Origin of the sequence: Inquilinus limosus (assembly GCF_002195995.1) — a bacterium.
GTDB lineage: Bacteria > Pseudomonadota > Alphaproteobacteria > DSM-16000 > Inquilinaceae > Inquilinus > Inquilinus limosus_C.
The window spans coordinates 39026-55162 of record NZ_NHON01000025.1; the positions used below are offsets into that span (position 1 = coordinate 39026).

Annotated in this window: 16 protein-coding genes; 3 read left to right on the plus strand and 13 right to left on the minus strand. The window is 71.1% G+C overall.

The window, feature by feature from the left end; translation table 11 throughout:
* Nucleotides 1–132 precede the first annotated feature (132 nt).
* Together ahcY and BWR60_RS15070 are read right to left on the minus strand one after the other, a co-directional pair.
* The gene (gene ahcY / locus BWR60_RS15065; protein ID WP_088151841.1) at nt 133–1437 is read right to left on the minus strand and encodes an adenosylhomocysteinase; all 1305 of its coding nucleotides are present in this window, start codon (nt 1435–1437) and stop codon (nt 133–135) included.
* 140 nt (nt 1438–1577) lie between these two features.
* Nucleotides 1578–2321, minus strand: a complete 744-nt coding sequence (locus tag BWR60_RS15070) for a TerC family protein (RefSeq protein ID WP_088151842.1) — start codon at nt 2319–2321, stop codon at nt 1578–1580.
* Between the two features lie 339 nt (nt 2322–2660).
* On the opposite strand from BWR60_RS15070, the gene BWR60_RS15075 reads away from it, so the two are divergent.
* Nucleotides 2661–3428 (plus strand): DeoR/GlpR family DNA-binding transcription regulator, encoded by a 768-nt coding sequence (locus BWR60_RS15075; protein WP_179221782.1) that lies wholly within the window; start codon nt 2661–2663, stop codon nt 3426–3428.
* 8 nt (nt 3429–3436) lie between these two features.
* Nucleotides 3437–4603 carry an MFS transporter gene (locus BWR60_RS15080; RefSeq protein WP_088151844.1) on the plus strand — a complete coding sequence of 389 codons (1167 nt, stop codon included), beginning with the start codon at nt 3437–3439 and terminating at the stop codon, nt 4601–4603.
* A 7-nt stretch (nt 4604–4610) separates the two neighbouring features.
* Here the strand turns inward: BWR60_RS15080 and BWR60_RS15085 are convergent, their stop codons facing one another.
* The 10 genes from BWR60_RS15085 to BWR60_RS15130 form a co-directional block, all read right to left on the minus strand.
* Complete coding sequence (locus BWR60_RS15085; RefSeq protein WP_088151845.1) at nt 4611–5021, minus strand: hypothetical protein; 411 nt, start codon at nt 5019–5021, stop codon at nt 4611–4613.
* Nucleotides 5022–5115: 94 nt separating this feature from the next.
* The gene (locus BWR60_RS15090) at nt 5116–6099 is read right to left on the minus strand and encodes an NAD-dependent epimerase/dehydratase family protein (RefSeq protein WP_088151846.1); all 984 of its coding nucleotides are present in this window, start codon (nt 6097–6099) and stop codon (nt 5116–5118) included.
* A gap of 7 nt (nt 6100–6106) precedes the next feature.
* Complete coding sequence (gene ptsP / locus BWR60_RS15095) at nt 6107–7894, minus strand: phosphoenolpyruvate--protein phosphotransferase (RefSeq protein WP_088151847.1); 1788 nt, start codon at nt 7892–7894, stop codon at nt 6107–6109.
* Nucleotides 7895–7898: 4 nt separating this feature from the next.
* Nucleotides 7899–8171: an HPr family phosphocarrier protein gene (locus BWR60_RS15100; protein WP_230983062.1), complete on the minus strand. Its 273-nt coding sequence runs from the start codon at nt 8169–8171 to the stop codon at nt 7899–7901.
* 26 nt (nt 8172–8197) lie between these two features.
* Nucleotides 8198–8608 carry a PTS sugar transporter subunit IIA gene (locus tag BWR60_RS15105; RefSeq protein WP_026869137.1) on the minus strand — a complete coding sequence of 137 codons (411 nt, stop codon included), beginning with the start codon at nt 8606–8608 and terminating at the stop codon, nt 8198–8200.
* A 43-nt stretch (nt 8609–8651) separates the two neighbouring features.
* Nucleotides 8652–9533 (minus strand): RNase adapter RapZ, encoded by an 882-nt coding sequence (gene rapZ / locus BWR60_RS15110; RefSeq protein ID WP_088151849.1) that lies wholly within the window; start codon nt 9531–9533, stop codon nt 8652–8654.
* On the minus strand, nt 9530–9967 hold the full coding sequence (locus tag BWR60_RS15115; protein WP_088151850.1) for an HPr kinase/phosphorylase: 438 nt from the start codon (nt 9965–9967) through the stop codon (nt 9530–9532). Before BWR60_RS15115 ends, rapZ begins: the two co-directional genes overlap by 4 nt.
* Nucleotides 9968–10039: 72 nt before the next feature.
* Nucleotides 10040–11524 (minus strand): pre-peptidase C-terminal domain-containing protein, encoded by a 1485-nt coding sequence (locus tag BWR60_RS15120; RefSeq protein ID WP_088151851.1) that lies wholly within the window; start codon nt 11522–11524, stop codon nt 10040–10042.
* A 43-nt stretch (nt 11525–11567) separates the two neighbouring features.
* On the minus strand, nt 11568–13319 hold the full coding sequence (locus BWR60_RS15125) for a stimulus-sensing domain-containing protein (protein WP_088151852.1): 1752 nt from the start codon (nt 13317–13319) through the stop codon (nt 11568–11570).
* Between the two features lie 41 nt (nt 13320–13360).
* Complete coding sequence (locus BWR60_RS15130) at nt 13361–14059, minus strand: response regulator transcription factor (RefSeq protein ID WP_088151853.1); 699 nt, start codon at nt 14057–14059, stop codon at nt 13361–13363.
* 145 nt (nt 14060–14204) lie between these two features.
* On the opposite strand from BWR60_RS15130, the gene BWR60_RS15135 reads away from it, so the two are divergent.
* Nucleotides 14205–14930 carry a HugZ family protein gene (locus BWR60_RS15135; protein ID WP_088151854.1) on the plus strand — a complete coding sequence of 242 codons (726 nt, stop codon included), beginning with the start codon at nt 14205–14207 and terminating at the stop codon, nt 14928–14930.
* A 180-nt stretch (nt 14931–15110) separates the two neighbouring features.
* On the opposite strand, the gene pip is transcribed toward BWR60_RS15135, so the two are convergent.
* Nucleotides 15111–16061: a prolyl aminopeptidase gene (gene pip / locus BWR60_RS15140; RefSeq protein ID WP_088151855.1), complete on the minus strand. Its 951-nt coding sequence runs from the start codon at nt 16059–16061 to the stop codon at nt 15111–15113.
* Nucleotides 16062–16137: the final 76 nt, after the last annotated feature.

Genomic DNA, 16137 nt, shown 5'->3' on the forward strand with positions numbered 1-16137 from the left:
TGGCATGAACGTGCTGAATCTGGGGTGTTCCTGCATGACGCCGCACCGCAATCTGCCCGGTCTTGCTGCAGGCACGAAAAAGCCCCCGCCTTGCGGCGGGGGCTGGTCTCGACCGGACCCTTGCGGGGTCGATCAGTAGCGGTAGTGGTCCGGCTTGAACGGGCCCTGCGACGGCACGCCGATATAGTCGGCCTGCTTCGGGGTCAGCTGGGTCAGTTTGGCGCCGATCTTCTCCAGGTGCAGCGCCGCGACCTTCTCGTCGAGGTGCTTCGGCAGGACGTAGACCTTGCGCTCGTAGTTGGCGTGGTTCTGCCACAGCTCGATCTGGGCCAGCACCTGGTTGGTGAAGCTGGCCGACATCACGAAGCTGGGGTGGCCGGTGCCGCAGCCCAGGTTGACCAGCCGGCCCTGGGCCAGGACGATCAGGCGCTTGCCGTCCGGGAACACCACCTCGTCGACCTGCGGCTTGACCTCCTCCCACTTGTAGTTGCGGAGGGCGTCGATCTGGATCTCGCTGTCGAAGTGGCCGATGTTGCTGACGATCGCCCGGTCCTTCATCGCCCGCATGTGATCGAGGGTGATGACGTCGACATTGCCGGTCGCGGTGACGAAGATGTCGCCGATCGGCGCCGCCTCGTCCATGGTCACGACCTGGTACCCTTCCATCGCCGCCTGCAGGGCGTTGATCGGGTCGATCTCGGTGACCATGACCCGGGCGCCCTGGCTGCGCAGCGAGGCGGCCGAGCCCTTGCCGACATCGCCATAGCCGGCGACGACGGCGACCTTGCCGGCCATCATCACGTCGGTGGCGCGCTTGATGCCGTCGACCAGGCTCTCGCGGCAGCCGTAGAGGTTGTCGAACTTCGACTTGGTGACGCTGTCGTTGACGTTGATGGCCGGGACCTTGAGGGTGCCCTTCTTCATCATCTCATACAGGCGGTGCACGCCCGTGGTCGTCTCCTCGGACAGGCCGCGGACCTCGGCCAGCATCTCCGGATACTTGTCGTGCATGATCTGGGTGACGTCGCCGCCATCGTCCAGGATCATGTTCGGGGTCCAGCCGCCCGGGCCGCGCAGCGTCTGCTCGATGCACCACCAGAACTCCTCCTCGGTCTCGCCCTTCCAGGCGAAGACCGGGATGCCGGCGGCGGCGATGGCCGCGGCGGCCTGGTCCTGGGTCGAGAAGATGTTGCAGGACGACCAGCGCACGGTGGCGCCCAGCGCCGTCAGCGTCTCGATCAGCACCGCGGTCTGGATGGTCATGTGCAGGCAGCCGACGATACGGGCGCCCTTCAGCGGCTGCGACGCGCCGAACTCCGCCCGCAGCGCCATCAGGCCGGGCATCTCGGTCTCGGCGATCGCGATTTCCTTGCGGCCCCAATCGGCGAGGCTGAGGTCCTTGACCTTGTAGTCGGTGAAGGTGGCGGCGTCAGGCATCGGGTGCTCCTGCGACAAGTTCGGAATTGCCGCAGGGTGTAGCAGCCGGGCCGGTTCGCCACAAGCATAAAGACATCTTTATATGTTTGATTTGCCCTTCCCCGCCGTCGGGCCGGCCGGCGGCGGGGAAGGGCGTCCGGTCAAGCCTGCTTGTTCGGCGCCCCGGCCCCGGCGCGCTTGGCGTGGCTGCGCTTGGCCAGCAGGTTCAGCACCTCGACGCCGAGGGAGAAGGCGATGGCGAAGTACAGGTAGCCGCGCGGGATGTGGAAGTGCAGGCCGTCGGCCACCAGGGCCACGCCGACCAGCAGCAGGAAGGACAGGGCCAGCATCTTCACCGTCGGGTGCCGGTGCACGAAGCGGCTGATCGGGCCGGAGGCCGCCAGCATGGTGCCGACCGCGACGATCACGGCGGCATACATCACCGGCAGGTTGTCGGTCATGCCGACCGCGGTGATCACGCTGTCCAGCGAGAACACCAGGTCGAGGATGATGATCTGGCCGATGATCGCGGCGAAGCTGGCCGCCTTGATGGCGTGGCCTTCCTCCTTCTCCTCGATCGCGGCATGCACCTCGACCGTGGCCTTGTAGAGCAGGAACAGGCCGCCGGCGAGCAGGATCAGGTCGCGCCAGGACACGTCCAGGCCGAAGGCGCTGAACACCGGCGCGGTCAGGCCGATGATCCAGGAGATCATCGCCAGGAACACCAGGCGCAGCAGCAGCGCCAGGATCAGGCCGACGCGGCGGGCGTTGGCGCGCTGGCTCTCCGGCAGCTTCTCGGTGGCGATGGCGATGAAGATGATGTTGTCGATGCCGAGGATGATCTCGAGCACGGCCAGCGTGATGAAGCTGGCCCAGATCTGGGGATCGGCGAGGAAGTCGAGCACGGCTCGTCGGTCTCCGCTATGGCTGAAAGCCGCCGGGATATTGGGGGCGGCGGCGCAGATTACCAGGAGTTCACGACCGATTTCGCCTGTTGTCGGTGCGGGAAGGGCGCCCCCGGGGAGGCGGTCGAGGCATGGGCGAAGGGGCCATTCAACTCTCCTCACTTGTCATCCTCGGGCTTGACCCGAGGATCCAGGGGCTTTCAGAGCCGTTCTCGGTGGCCCCTGGATTGCCGGGTCAAGCCCGGCAATGACAAAAAGGGGGCATCAGTGGTTTTCCTGCCGGCCGTTGCATGTTCGTGCACAATCATGCATGATCGTGCAAAATCAGGCAGTGGCCGCATGACCGACATCCTGTTGCCCGAGGAACGGCGCAAGCGCCTCCTCGACCTCCTCGCCCTCGACGGCAAGATCCTGGCCACCGCGGCCAGCACGGCCCTCGGCGTGTCCGAGGACACGATCCGCCGCGACCTCAACGACCTGGCCCGCGCCGGCGCCGTGCGGCGGGTCCATGGCGGGGCGCTGCCGCTGACCCCGGCCACCGGCACCTTCGCCACCCGGGCGACCGAGCGGACGGAGGCCAAGGCGGCGCTGGGCCGGATGACGGCCGGGCTGATCCGCCCGGGCGAGGTGGTGCTGCTGGACGGCGGCACCACCATGCTGGCGGTGGCGGAGGCGCTGCCGCCCGACCTGCGCGCCACCATCGTCACCCCGAACCTGCCGGCGGCGCTGGCCCTGACCCGGCATCCTTCGGCCGAGGTGGTGCTGCTGGGCGGCCGGCTGGACAAGGCCGACCAGGCGACCGTCGGCACCTCGGTGCTGGCGGCGCTGGAGGGCTTGCGCGCCGATCTCTGCCTGCTCGGGGTCTGCAGCCTCGATGTCGAGGCCGGGCTCGGCGGCATGGACCATGAGGAGGCGCTGGTGAAGCGGCGCATGGCCGCCTGCGCCGGCCGGGTCGCCGCCGTGGTCACCGCCGACAAGCTGGGCACCGCCGCCCCGTTCCCGATCCTGCCGGTCGGCCGGCTGGACGCGCTGATCACCGAGCGCGACGCCGACCCCGACCTTCTGGCCGCCTATCGCCAGGCCGGCCTGACCCTGATTCTCGCCTAGGAACCGTCATGACCAGCCTCGCCCGCACGGACGGCCCGTCCGACACCGCCGATCTCCGCGCCGCGCGCCTCGCCACCCGCGCCATGTTCCTGATCTGCGGCACCGTCACCGCCAGCTGGGCGCCGCAGGTGCCGCTGGCCAAGGCCCGGCTCGGCATCGATGACGGCGTGCTCGGCCTCACCCTGCTCGGCCTCGGCGCCGGGGCGATGGTGGCGATGCCGCTGGCCGGGTTCCTGGCCTCGCGCTTCAGCAGCCGGGTGGTCACGGCGCTGGGCGGGCTGGTGATCTGTCTGTCGCTGCCGCTGGTGATCCTGGCGCCGGACGCGCCGCTGCTCGGCCTAGCCCTGTTCCTGTTCGGCGCCGCCACCGGGTCGATGGACGTGGCCATGAACGTCCAGGCCACGGCGGTGGAGGCGCGCGGCACCAAGCCGGTGATGTCCTCCTTCCACGGCATGTTCAGCGTCGGCGGGCTGATCGGCGCCGGCGGCGCCAGCCTGCTGCTGGGCCTCGGCCTGTCGCCGCTGCTGGTGGCGGTGGCGATCAGCGGCGTGATGCTGGTGCTGCTGGCGACCCAGGCCGGGTCGATGCTGCCGCCGGAGCGCAGGCCCGCCCAGGCCGGGATGCGGTTCACCCTGCCGCGCGGCATCGTCCTGGTGCTGGGCCTGCTGACCTTCGTGCTGTTCCAGGCCGAAGGCGCCGTCCTGGACTGGAGCGCCGTGTTCCTGCACGACAGCCGCGGCCAGGACCCGGCGGTGGCCGGGCTGGGCTATGCCATGTTCGCGGTGGCGATGGCGGTGATGCGGCTGGCCGGCGACGGCATCACCAGCCGTTTCGGCGGCGAGACGGTGGTGCGGCTCGGCTCCGCCCTGGCGGCGGCCGGCTTCCTGCTGGCGGTGCTGGCGCCCTGGCCGGTGGCGGGCCTGGTCGGCTTCGCCCTGGTCGGGGTCGGCGCCGCCAATGTCGTGCCGGTGCTGTTCAGCGCCGCCGGCCGGGTGCCGGGCATGCCGCCGGGCCTCGCCATCTCGACCATCGCCACGCTGGGCTATTGCGGCATCCTGGCCGGGCCGGCGGCGATCGGCTTCGTTGCCGACCATGTCGGCCTGCCCACGGCGCTCGGCATCGTCGCGGCGCTGCTGGTGGCGACGGCGGCCGCGGCCCGGGCGGTGCGGGTCTGACGACCGGCTAGGAATTCCGGCGTCTGGCGCCGCCGCTGTACAGCCGCAGCGGCGGCAGGGCCGGGCGGCGGATCGCATTGGCCTCGCCCGGCCGGGAGGCGTCCCGCGGCGCCGGGGCGGATGCGTCGTCGTTCGGCCCGGCCGCCCACAGGCCGTTCAGCCGGGCGACGGTGGCCACGATGTCCCGGCGCAGCTCGGCCGGCAGGAACGGGTCGCCGGCGTCGATCACGGCCTCGACCCGGGCCAGCAGGCCCTCCAGCTCCAGAACCTGGCGGTCCCCGACGCTCGCATTCCGCATCAGCAGGGCGCAGGTGCGGCCCAGCCAGTCGGCGAGATCGTCGGCATCGCCCAGGCAGACCGGCGAACGCTCCTCATCCCGGAGCCAGATCGCCGGCGTCACATGAACGATCCCTTGCATGCCTCTCTTCCCACCACGAGTCGGCATCGGCAAGTTTTGTATAAAATATTATGTATTGCAATACGAGAATGCCTGGCGCTCGCGATTGGCCGGGTCAGCCCACCGGGTAGGGGCCTTCGGCGAAGCTCTCCGCATGGTAGCCCTTCGACCCGACCAGCCGGGCCAGCGGGCTCCACAGGCTGCCGCCTGCCCGCAGCCGGTCGATCACCGCGGCGAAGTCGTGGCGGGGCCGCCAGCCCAGCTCGGCGCGGGCCCGGTCGTTGACATAGACCCGGTCGATGCCCGGCACCATCCGCCAGCCGCGGCGGGCATATTCCGCCTCATGGCCGGGGACGCGCCGCCGCACCACCGCCGGCGCATCACGCCGCAGCTCCGCCAGGTCCTCCGGCCGGAACGGCGTGGTGGCACTGACGATGTAGCGGCCGAAGCCGATCGCCGGCGCCTTCTCCAGCGCCAGCAGATGGGCGTCGACCACATCCTCGATGTCGACCCGCCGGAACAGGAATTCGCTGGCCTTCAGGTTGTCGTCGGCATAGGCGGCGCGCTTGGCCCCGTCATCGTCGGCCTCGGGGAAGAAGCGCGAGGTTCGCAGCACCAGGCAGGGCAGGCCGTGGTTGCGGTGGGACAGCTGGCACAGGTCTTCCGCCGCGGCCTTGGTGACGCCGTAGATGTTCTTCGGGACCGGCACGACATCCTCGGTCACCCAGGCGGCCGGGGCGTCCGGCGGCGGCACCAGCGCGTCGCCGAACACGCTGGTGGTGCTGGTGAAGACGAAGGCGCCAATGCCCGCGGCCGCCGCCTCCTCCAGCAGGTTCAGCGTGCCGGTGATGTTGGTGTCGACGAAGTCCTGCCGGGCATGGGTGGCGACATGCGGCTTGTGCAGCGTGGCGGCGTGCAGCACCGCCCGAGCCCCCGCCATGGCCGCCTGCACAACGCCGCGGTCGGCGACCGAGCCGACCCGGTCGGTGAACGCTCCTGGCAGCAGGTCGAGCCCGACGGCCTCGTGCCCGCGGTCCCGCAGCGTGCGGACCAGCGCCTCGCCGAGATGGCCGGAGCTGCCGGTGACCAGGACCTTCATCGGCCGCTCAACCACCTTCGTTGAAATCGTCCAGCAGCGCCGCGATGCGGCCGGAATCGGTCTGGTCCAGCATCATCCGGGCGCGGCGGGCGGCGGCGACGCTGTCCAGCGTCAGGATCCGGCGCTTGACCTCCAAGAGGCGCAGCGGCGCCATCGACAGATCGCGGATGCCCAAGCCCACCAGCAGCGCGGTGAAGCGCGGGTCGCCGGCGATCTCGCCGCAGGCGCTGACCGGGATGCGGGCGCGCAGCGCCGCCTCGACCGTGAACTGCACCAGCCGCAGCACCGAGGTGTGCAGCGGGTCGTAGAGATGCGACACGGTCTCGTCGCCGCGATCGGCGGCCAGCGTGTACATCACCAGGTCGTTGGTGCCGATGGCGAAGAAGTCGACCTCGCGCGCCAGGGCGTCGGCGATCAGCGCCGCGCCCGGCACCTCGATCATCGCGCCGAGCGGCGGCATCGCCGCCGGCACCGGCACCCGGCGCCGCTTCAGCCGCCGCATCGTCCGGTCCAGCGCCGCCTTGACCGCGCGGATCTCGCCGATCGCGGTGATCATCGGCAGCAGCACCCGGATCGGCCCGTGCGCCCCGGCCCGCAGGATCGCCGCCAGCTGCGTCTCCAGCAGCTTCGGCTCCTTCAGCGACAGGCGGATGGCGCGCAGCCCCAGCGACGGGTTCGGGGCCTCGGCGAAGCGGCCGCCGAGCGCCGAGGCGATCTTGTCGCCGCCGAGGTCGAGGGTGCGGATGGTCACCGGCTTGCCGGCCATGCCCTCGACCACGCCGCGCAGGATCGAATACTGCTCCTCCTCGCCCGGCAGGTCGTCGCGGTTCATGAACATGAACTCGGTGCGCAGCAGGCCGACGCCGGCGGCGTTCAGCTCCGTCGCCACCTGCACGTCGCGCGGCAGCTCGACATTGGCCGACAGGGTGACGGTGACGCCGTCGCGGCTGCAGGAGGGCAGGCCGACCAGCGCCTCCAGCTGCTTGCGGTCGGCCCGCGCCAGGTCGCGCCGGATGCGGTAGGCGGACAGCGTCTCCGTCGTCGGATCGATGATCACCTGGCCGGCGGCGCCGTCGACGATAACGGTCTGGCCCGGGCGGACCCCGGCCAGCAGGCCGGGCACGCCCAGCACCGCCGGGAGGCCCAGCGACCGCGCCATCACCGCGGTGTGGCTCTGGGCCCCGCCGAGGGCCGAGGCGAAGCCCGCCACCCGACGCGGATCCATCAGCGCGGTGTCGGCCGGGGTGATCTCCTCGGCCAGCACGATGCTGCCCTCGGGCAGGTTGGCGAAGGCCTGGAACTGGCGCTTGGTCAGGTTGCGGATCAGCCGGGCCCCGACCTCGCGGATGTCGTCGATCCGGCTGGCCAGATAGCTGTCGTCCATCGCCGCGAACTGGGCGGCGATGGCCGTGATCTCCGACTGCACCGCGTATTCGGCGTTGACCCGCTCCTCGGCGATGCGGGCCTCGACCCCGCGCAAGAGGCGCGAGCCGGACAGGATCGCGGCATGGGCGTCCAGCAGGTAGCCGACATCCTCGGCCGCCTGCTCCGGCAGCGCCTGGGCCTTGGCCTTCAGCTTCTTGATCTGGCGGCGGGATTTGGCCAGCGCCTCGGCGAAGCGCTCGCGCTCGCCGGGCAGGTCGGCCTCCTCCAGCCGGTACTCGGGCACCTGCTCGAAGCCGCTCTCGATCAGATGGGCCGGGCCGATGGCGACGCCGCCGGAGACGGCGAGGCCGCCCAGCACGATCTCGCGGCCGGGTGCTGATCTCGAAAGGTCGGCGATCCGCGTCGCCATGGCGTCAGTCCTCGTCGAAGCCGCGCTCGACCAGGGAGGCGAGCGCCGCCAGGGCTTCCGCCGCCTGCGGCCCTGCCGCGGCGATCGAAATGTCGGTGCCGATGCCGGCCGCCAGCATCATCAGCCCCATGATCGACTGGCCGCCGACCTCGGTGCCGTTGCGCTCGACCCAGATCTCGGCATCGAACTCGGCCACCAGCTTGACGAACTTGGCCGCCGCCCGGGCGTGCAGGCCGCGTTGGTTGCGGATCGTGACCGTGCGTGTCAGGCGGTCCATGGCCGTGTCCGGGGCCCCCGGCGCGCTCATTTGCGCTTCTCGGGCTTCAGCAGGGCCGAGGCCACGCTGATGTATTTCTGCCCGGCCTCGCGGGCCGCGGTCACCGCGTCGGTCAGGGTGTCGGTCTTCCGCACCGAGGCCAGCTTGATCAGCATCGGCAGGTTGATGCCGGCGATCACCTCGACATTGGCGCGGTCCAGGATCGAGATCGCCAGGTTCGACGGCGTGCCGCCGAACATGTCGGTCAGCAGCACCACGCCGCGCCCGCCATCGACCGCGGACACCTTGTCCATGATCTCCGCCCGGCGCTGCTCCATGTCGTCCTCGGGGCCGATGCAGACGGTGGCCACCTGGGGCTGGGCGCCCACCACATGCTCCATCGCTGCGACGAACTCGTCGGCGAGACGACCATGGGTCACGAGGACCATGCCGATCATCGGGTGGGTGGTCATGTCGTTCCGGATGCCTTCCTGTCAGCCCTTACGTCGGCATGTCGCGATGGACCAGCCCGCGGCGGGTGCCCTGGCCGTCCAGCCAAGCCGCCAGCGTCTCCGCCACGAACACCGATCGATGTTTGCCGCCGGTGCAGCCGACGGCGATGGTCAGGTAGCTCTTGCCCTCGCGGTTGTAGCGCGGCAGCAGCGGTTCGAGCAGCCCGAACAGGGATGCCATGAACGGGTCGAATTGCGGGTCGCGGCGGACCATCTCCTGCACCGCCGCGGCCTGGCCGGTCAGCGGCCGCAGTTCCGGCACCCAATGCGGGTTGTCGAGGAAGCGGACGTCGAACACCAGGTCGGCCTCGCGCGGCAGGCCGCGCTTGAACGAGAAGGACATCACCGTGACATACAGGCCGGGCGCGGTGTCCAGGCCGAAATGCCCCTCGATCAGCCGCCGCAGGTCCTGCGGGCTGGTCAGCGAGGTGTCGACCACCACATCGGCCAGCAGGCGCAGCGGGTACAGCTCCAGCCGCTCGCGGCGGATGCCGTCGGCCACCGGCCGGTCGATCGCCAGCGGGTGGCGCCGGCGCGTCTCGGTGAAGCGGCGCTGCAGCACCTCGTCATCGGCATCGACGAACAGCAGCCGGACATCGACGTCGCCGCGGGCGCGCAGGGCTGCGATCTCGGCCTCCAGCGCCTCGACCGAGAAGCCGCGGGTGCGGGTGTCGATGGTCACGGCCATCGGCCGGCCTTCGGCATGGTCGACCAGCGGGCCCAAGAGCGCGATCGGCAGGTTGTCGATCGCCTCGTGGCCGAGATCCTCGAGGGTCTTGAGCGAGGTGGAATGGCCGGCGCCGGACAGGCCGGTCACCAGCACCAGACGGTGGCGCGCGCCGGGGCGCGCCGGTTGGGAACTGTCGGTCATCGGGCGAGACGGCGTGCGGGCAGGGCCAGGGCGGCCAGGGTCAGGCGCAGCTTGATCGGCGCCGAGGCCTCGAACGGCGCCACCGCGACCAGCGGCAGGCGGATGCCGAGATAGGCGCAGGTCCCCGGCTCCGGCAGCCGCTCGATCGCCTCGGCCGGCTTCAGGTCGGCGACCAGCAGCACCGGGGCGGAGGGGTCGAACGGCACCGGGATCGGCCCGAAGCCGCGGGCCTCGATCAGCCCGGCCAGGGCGGCGGGCGGGCGCGCCACCACGACGCCGCCCTCGAGCGAGAGCTGCACCCGGTCGTCGGCGACCAGGCGCCCCCCGGCATCGATCAGCCGGAGGGCCAGGTCGGATTTGCCGCTGCCCGACGGCCCGCGCAGCAGCACGCCGCGGCCGTCGACTGCGACGCAGGTCGCATGGATCGTCGCCATCGCGGGTGGGAAGGTGACCGGCCCCCCGACGCCTGTCAATCGCAACGGCAAATCATCGGACAACAAGACGGGTTATTTCGCCGGCACCGCCTTGGCCTCCAGCGTGTACGGCGTGTCGCCCTGGTAGGAGTAGACCCGCAACAGATAGGTGCCGGGATCCAGCCGCAGGTTCAGCACCTCCGGATCGGTGCCGGATTCGGCGCCGCTGATCAGGCTCTCCTGGTCCGAGGCGCGCAGCAGGTCGATGTCGGCGTCGCCCTGCTCCATGGTCAGGCGGATGGTGACGTCGGCGCGGTTGACCAGGGTGAAGGTCCAGTAGTCGTCGCGGTCGGTGAAGCCGACCCAGTCCTTCACGGTGACCGGCGTCGGCCCGACATGCTCCAGCTTGCCGGCCTCCTCCGGCGTGTTGCCGGCATTGTCGGGCGGCGGCGGGGCGGCAGCCTCGCCGGCCACGGTCACCCGGTACTCGGTGGCCTCGGTGCCGGCCGGATAGACGTTCAGGTAGTAGGTGCCGGCATCCAGCGTCGCGGTCAGCAATTCCGCCTCGCTGTCGGTGTTGGTGCCGCTCAGGAGGTAGCTGCCGTCGGCGCCCACCAGGTTGATGTCGGCGTCGGCCGACATGCCGTCCAGGCCGATGGTGACCTTCTGCCGCTCGCGGATGGTGAAGGCGTAGTAGTCGCTGGTGTCGGCTGGGCCGACCCAGTCGCTGGCATCGGTGCTGGTGCCGGTGATGTCGCCCAGGTCGCGCGCGTCGGACTGGCTGGCGCCGGCCGCATCCGGCGGCGGCTCCTGGCCCGGCGTGCCGGAGACGGAGAGGCGGTACGGCGTGTTGTCGCCATAGCTGGTGACGGCCACGTAGTAGGTGCCGGGGCCGACCGTGGTGAAGATGCGCTCGTCATCCGAGCCGGCATTGGCCGAGGAGCCGAGGCCGTTGCCGTCCTTGTCCTTCAGCTCGACATCGGCATCGCCGGTCAGGCCGGTGAGGGTGACGGTCAGGTCGGTCCAATCCGCGATGGTGACGGCGTAGACATCGGTCTGGTCGTCATTCGAGACCCGGCCGTCGGCGGTCAGCGGCGAGGCGCCGACGGCGCCGAGCGGCGTGGCGGTGGAGATGCTGTCATCGGCGGAGTCGTCGGCCGGGGGCGTGGCGGGCGTGCCCTCGGTGCCGGCGCCGGGCATGGCGATGCGCATCGGCGCCAGGGTCTGCGCCCACATGTAGCCGACCGGCGTCTTCGGGGTCTGCACCCGCACCCAGCCGCCGGAGGCCAGCCGGCCGGTGACGATGACCTGCGACCCGAAGGGCAGGGTCTCCTTCAGCTCGGCGGTGCCGTTCGGCGCGCCGCGGACCGAGGCGCTGGCCCAGGTGACGAAGGACAGCGCGTCCATCTCCTCGGCCACCGCCGGCGCGGCTGCGGGCGGGGCCGGCGGCGCGGGCACGGCCACCTGGTCCTGGACCTCGACGACGACCGGCGGCGGCACCACCGTCTGGGCCAGGGCCGGCGCCGCGGCCAGGGCGAAGACGCTGCCGAGCAGCAGCCCGCGCAGGCTCGATATCATGAAAAACCCCCTTCGATGCGGAATGTCGTGGTCGGTACCGCCCTCACTTCGCGGGGATCTTCACCGTGAAGCGGGCGCCGGGGCGCCCCTCCCGGTTTTCGGCGAAGATCTGGCCGCGATGGGCGGTGATGATCTGCTTCGAGATGCTGAGGCCGAGGCCGGAATGGGTGCCGAACTTCTCCCCGGCCGGGCGCTCGGTGTAGAACCGGTCGAAGATCGCATCCAGCTTGGCCGGCGGGATGCCGGGGCCGTCATCCTCGATGGTGGCGATCACCCAGGCGCCCTCGCGCCGGGCGCGCAGGGTGATGGCGCCGTCGGCCGGCGAGAACGAGATCGCGTTGGTGATCAGGTTGCGGAACACCTGCACCAGCCGGTCCTCGATGCCGGGCACGGTCAGGGCCGATCCGGGCGGCAGGCTCAGGGACACCTTGATCCCGGTGTCCTCCAGCGTGGTCTTGTACAGCTCGGTCAGCATCCCGAGCATGCGGGCGATGTCGACCGTCCCGGTCTCGGCCCGCGACAGCTCGGCATCCAGCCGCGACGCGTCGGAGATGTCGGTGATCAGCCGGTCCAGCCGCTGCACATCCTCCAGGATGATGGCCATCAGCCGGCGCTGCTGCGCCGGATCGGTGATGCGCGCCGTGGTCTCGACCGCGCTGCGCAGCGAGGTCAGCGGGTTCTTGATCTCGTGCGACACGTCGGCGGCGAAGCGCTCGATCGCGTCGATCCGGGTCCACAGCGCCGCGGTCATGGCCCGGAGGGCCGAGGCCAGCTCGCCGATCTCGTCGCGCCGGCCGCTCATGTCCGGGATCTCGATCTTGCGGCCGCGGCCCTGCTGCACCCGCTCCGCCGCCCGCGCCAGCCGGCGGATCGGCCGGGTGATGGTGCCGGCGAGGTACAGCGACAGGATGATGGTGACGCCCAGCGCGATGGCGAAGACCTTCAGGATCTCCTCGCGCACCGTCTGCAGGTTGCCCTCGATATTGACGCCCTCGCGGGTCATCAGCACCGCGCCCAGCACCAGCCGCACGCGCTGCACCGGCACGGCGACGCCCAGCATCAGCTTGCCGTCCTCGCGGGTCCAGATCTGGCGGCCGACGCCGCCCGACAGCGCGGCGCGGACGCTGGCATAGTCGTTGCCCTGCTGGTCCTGGCGCTCGACATAGGTCGGCCAGCGCTTGCGCGGCCCGGCGAACTCGCTCGACCAGTCGTAGATCGCGTCCCAGATGCCGCGCAGCCAGCCCTTGGACTGCGGCGGCAGCAGCGGCCGCACCTCGATGATGCCGCCGGGCTGGCCCAGCATCCGGCTGTCGGCCACCAGCTTGCCGTCGGCGCCGAACAGCCGGGCGCGGGTGTCGTTGGTCTGGTACACCCGGCGCACGATCTGGCGGGCATTGTCCGGGTCCAGCGACTGCACCGTGTCGACGCCGCCCACCACGGCCGCCTCGGCCAGGTTGGCGGCCAGGATCGTGGCCTCGGCGTCGAGCGAGGACAGCTCGTTCTCGATCAGCCGCTCCTGGTAGGACGACAGGTACAGCATGCCGCCGACCAGCATCATCAGGGCCATCATGTTGACGGCCAGGACCCGGGCGGTGAGCTTGGAGAAGAAGCGGCGGCGCAGGCGCGCGACCGGGGCGTCGACGGCGCGGCCGCCGACCGGGGTCGCGGTGATCGGGTCGGCAGCCGCCTCCGGCGCGGCGGCCTCGGGGACGGGGCCGGTCGCGTCGGGACCGGCCTCGGCCGGCTCGCCGAGGCGCGGCGCCGGACCGCGGGAGGCTCGCAGCGGGGCCGTCATGGGGGGCGTGTCATGGCATCATGCGGCGGCCGCCGGCGCGCTCAGGCCTCCTTGTAGCGGTAGCCGACGCCGTACAGCGTCTCGATGTGGCCGAACTCGGTGTCGATCGCCTTGAACTTCTTGCGGATGCGCTTGATGTGGCTGTCGATGGTGCGGTCGTCGACATAGATGTGCTCGCCATAGGCCGCGTCCATCAACTGGTCGCGGCTCTTGACGTGGCCGGGGCGGATGGCCAGGGCCTTGACCAGCAGGAACTCGGTGACCGTGAGGTCGATGGTCTCGCCGCGCCACAGGCAGGCATGGCGGTTGCCGTCCAGCGTCAGGTCGCCGCGGGTCACCACGGCGGCGGGGTCGGCCGGCGTCGTGTCGGTCGCCAGCTGCTCGCGCCGCAGCAGGGCCCGGATCCGCTCGATCAGCAGGCGCTGCGAGAACGGCTTCTTGATGTAGTCGTCGGCGCCCATGCGCAGGCCGAGCAGCTCGTCGACCTCGTCGTCCTTCGAGGTCAGGAAGATCACCGGCATGTTGGTGGTCTTGCGCAGCCGGCCCAAGAGCTCCATCCCGTCCATGCGCGGCATCTTGATGTCGAGGACGGCCAGGTCGACAGGCTTCTGGGCCAGCCCGCGCAGCGCCTCGTCGCCGTCGGAGAAGGTGCGGACCTCGTAGCCTTCCGACTCCAGCGACATCGCGACCGATGTCAGGATGTTACGGTCGTCATCGACCAGCGCGATGGTCTGGGCCATGGCCCCCTCCACTCTCCACCACCCGCCCCCGGCGGGTGCAAATGCACGTTGCCGGGGACGCTGAACGCCCAATATGGCGTATTCGCGGCCAAAATGTCACTCGGACGAGGTAATCTCCAAAGAAAACCAGCGAGGTAGCTGCGCCATGACGACATCGGACCTGGCCCCGGCCACACAGGCCCGGCTCCTGCTGCGCAGCCTGGACCGCGCGGCGCTGGCGACGCTGGACGCGGATGGCGGGCCCTACGCCTCGCTGGTGCTGGCGGCGACCGACCCGGCCGGGCAGCCGCTGCTGCTGGTCTCGCGGCTGGCGGAGCACACCGGCAACCTCGAGCGCGACTCCCGGGCCTCGCTGCTGTTCGACGGCACCGCCGGCTTCGACCAGCCGCTGACCGGGCCGCGCCTGACCGTCGCGGGCCGAGCCGAGCCGGCGGACGACCCGGGGCTGCGCGCCCGCTACCTGGCCCGGCACCCGGACGCGGCCGGCTATGCCGGCTTTCCGGATTTCAGCCTGTGGCGGGTGCGGGTCGAGCGCGGCCACATGGTCGCCGGCTTCGGCGCCATCCACCGCTTCGACGCCGAGGACCTGCTGATCGCCCCGCCGCCGGCTCTGGCCGCGGCCGAGGCCGGCATCATCGGCCACATGAACGACGATCATGCCGACGCCATCGACCTCTACGCCCAGGCGCTGCTGGGCCGCGCCGGCACCGGCTGGCGGATGACCGGGATCGACGCCGACGGCGCCGACCTCCGCCTCGGCGGCGCCGTCGCCCGGCTGGCCTTCGCCGCGCCGGTGACCGACGCCGAGACGGCGCGGAAGGAGCTGGTGCGCCTGGTCCGCCACGCCCGCGGCGGCGGGCTGGCGGATTGAGCGCGATACCTCCGAAAGCACAAACGCGTTGCCTCTCCCGCCGGACGCGGGAGAGGTCGGGCGCCCGTAGGGCGACCGGGTGAGGGCTGGCCCAGGCCTCGACAAACTCCCCTCACCCGGAGCCGCTTCGCGTCTCCGACCTCTCCCGCAAGCGGGAGAGGCAACGCGCTAGCACGGCCTCTATCCCACCGCCTTCAGCCGCTCCATGGTCTCGACCAGGGCGGTGCGGATGCCGGGCTCCATCGCCGAATGGCCGGCATCCGGCACCACGACATAGGCCGCCTCCGGCCAGGCGCGGTGCAGCTCGTCCGCCGTGGTGATCGGGCAGACCGTGTCGTAGCGGCCCTGCACGATCGTCGCCGGGATATGGCGGATGCGGTCGACCTGCCGCAGCAGCCGGTCCGGCGGGGTGAACAGGTTGTTCAGGAAGTAATGCGCCTCGATCCGGGCCAGGCCCAGCGCATGCGCGTCCTCCCCCGCCGAGGCCACGATCTCCGGGTTCGGCAGCAGGGTGGAGCAGGAGCCCTCATAGATGCTCCAGGCCCGCGCCGCCGGCAGGTGCACCGCCGGGTCGGGGTCGGTCAGGCGGCGATGATAGGCGCGGGTCAGGTCGCTGCGCTCGGCCGGCGGCAGGAACTCGACGAAGCTGCGATGCGCCTCCGGGAAGAAGGTGCCCATGCCGTGGAAGAACCAGTCGATCTCCGTCGGCCGCATCAGGAAGATGCCGCGCAGGGTCAGCGACCGGCAGCGCTGCGGATGCGCCTCGGCATAGGCGAGGGCGAGGGTCGAGCCCCAGGAGCCGCCGAAGACGTGCCAGCGCTCGATGCCCAGCATCCGGCGCAGCTGCTCCATGTCCCCGACCAGGTGCTCGGTGGTGTTCTGCCGGGTCTCGCCCAGCGGCCGCGACCGGCCGGCGCCGCGCTGGTCGAAGATGATGATGCGGTAGAAGCCGGGGTCGAAGAAGCGGCGATGGGTGGGCGAGGCGCCGGCGCCCGGCCCGCCATGCAGGAACACCACCGGCACGCCGTCCGGCTTGCCGCATTGCTCCCAGTAGATGCTGTGCAGGTCGTCGACCGGCAGCAGGCCGGTGGCGAAGGGCTCGATGGTCGGGAAGATCAGGTCGCGCGGCATGGGTCTCGCTGTCGGGCTGAGTCTCGAATCTCACTCTACGGCGTCGCCGGCGCATTGCAAAAAGCCGATCGAGGCG

What these genes read in the sequence shown, in the direction of transcription:
- BWR60_RS15130 (WP_088151853.1), bottom strand. Translation starts at nt 14,059, where the DNA reads ATGGCCCAGACCATCGCGCTGGTCGATGACGACCGTAACATCCTGACA.
- BWR60_RS15085 (WP_088151845.1), bottom strand. Translation starts at nt 5,021, where the DNA reads ATGCAAGGGATCGTTCATGTGACGCCGGCGATCTGGCTCCGGGATGAG.
- BWR60_RS15080 (WP_088151844.1), top strand. Translation starts at nt 3,437, where the DNA reads ATGACCAGCCTCGCCCGCACGGACGGCCCGTCCGACACCGCCGATCTC.
- BWR60_RS15115 (WP_088151850.1), bottom strand. Translation starts at nt 9,967, where the DNA reads ATGGCGACGATCCATGCGACCTGCGTCGCAGTCGACGGCCGCGGCGTG.
- ptsP (WP_088151847.1), bottom strand. Translation starts at nt 7,894, where the DNA reads ATGGCGACGCGGATCGCCGACCTTTCGAGATCAGCACCCGGCCGCGAG.
- BWR60_RS15135 (WP_088151854.1), top strand. Translation starts at nt 14,205, where the DNA reads ATGACGACATCGGACCTGGCCCCGGCCACACAGGCCCGGCTCCTGCTG.
- BWR60_RS15125 (WP_088151852.1), bottom strand. Translation starts at nt 13,319, where the DNA reads ATGACGGCCCCGCTGCGAGCCTCCCGCGGTCCGGCGCCGCGCCTCGGC.
- pip (WP_088151855.1), bottom strand. Translation starts at nt 16,061, where the DNA reads ATGCCGCGCGACCTGATCTTCCCGACCATCGAGCCCTTCGCCACCGGC.
- BWR60_RS15090 (WP_088151846.1), bottom strand. Translation starts at nt 6,099, where the DNA reads ATGAAGGTCCTGGTCACCGGCAGCTCCGGCCATCTCGGCGAGGCGCTG.
- BWR60_RS15100 (WP_230983062.1), bottom strand. Translation starts at nt 8,171, where the DNA reads ATGGACCGCCTGACACGCACGGTCACGATCCGCAACCAACGCGGCCTG.
- ahcY (WP_088151841.1), bottom strand. Translation starts at nt 1,437, where the DNA reads ATGCCTGACGCCGCCACCTTCACCGACTACAAGGTCAAGGACCTCAGC.
- BWR60_RS15120 (WP_088151851.1), bottom strand. Translation starts at nt 11,524, where the DNA reads ATGATATCGAGCCTGCGCGGGCTGCTGCTCGGCAGCGTCTTCGCCCTG.
- BWR60_RS15075 (WP_179221782.1), top strand. Translation starts at nt 2,661, where the DNA reads ATGACCGACATCCTGTTGCCCGAGGAACGGCGCAAGCGCCTCCTCGAC.
- BWR60_RS15105 (WP_026869137.1), bottom strand. Translation starts at nt 8,608, where the DNA reads ATGATCGGCATGGTCCTCGTGACCCATGGTCGTCTCGCCGACGAGTTC.
- rapZ (WP_088151849.1), bottom strand. Translation starts at nt 9,533, where the DNA reads ATGACCGACAGTTCCCAACCGGCGCGCCCCGGCGCGCGCCACCGTCTG.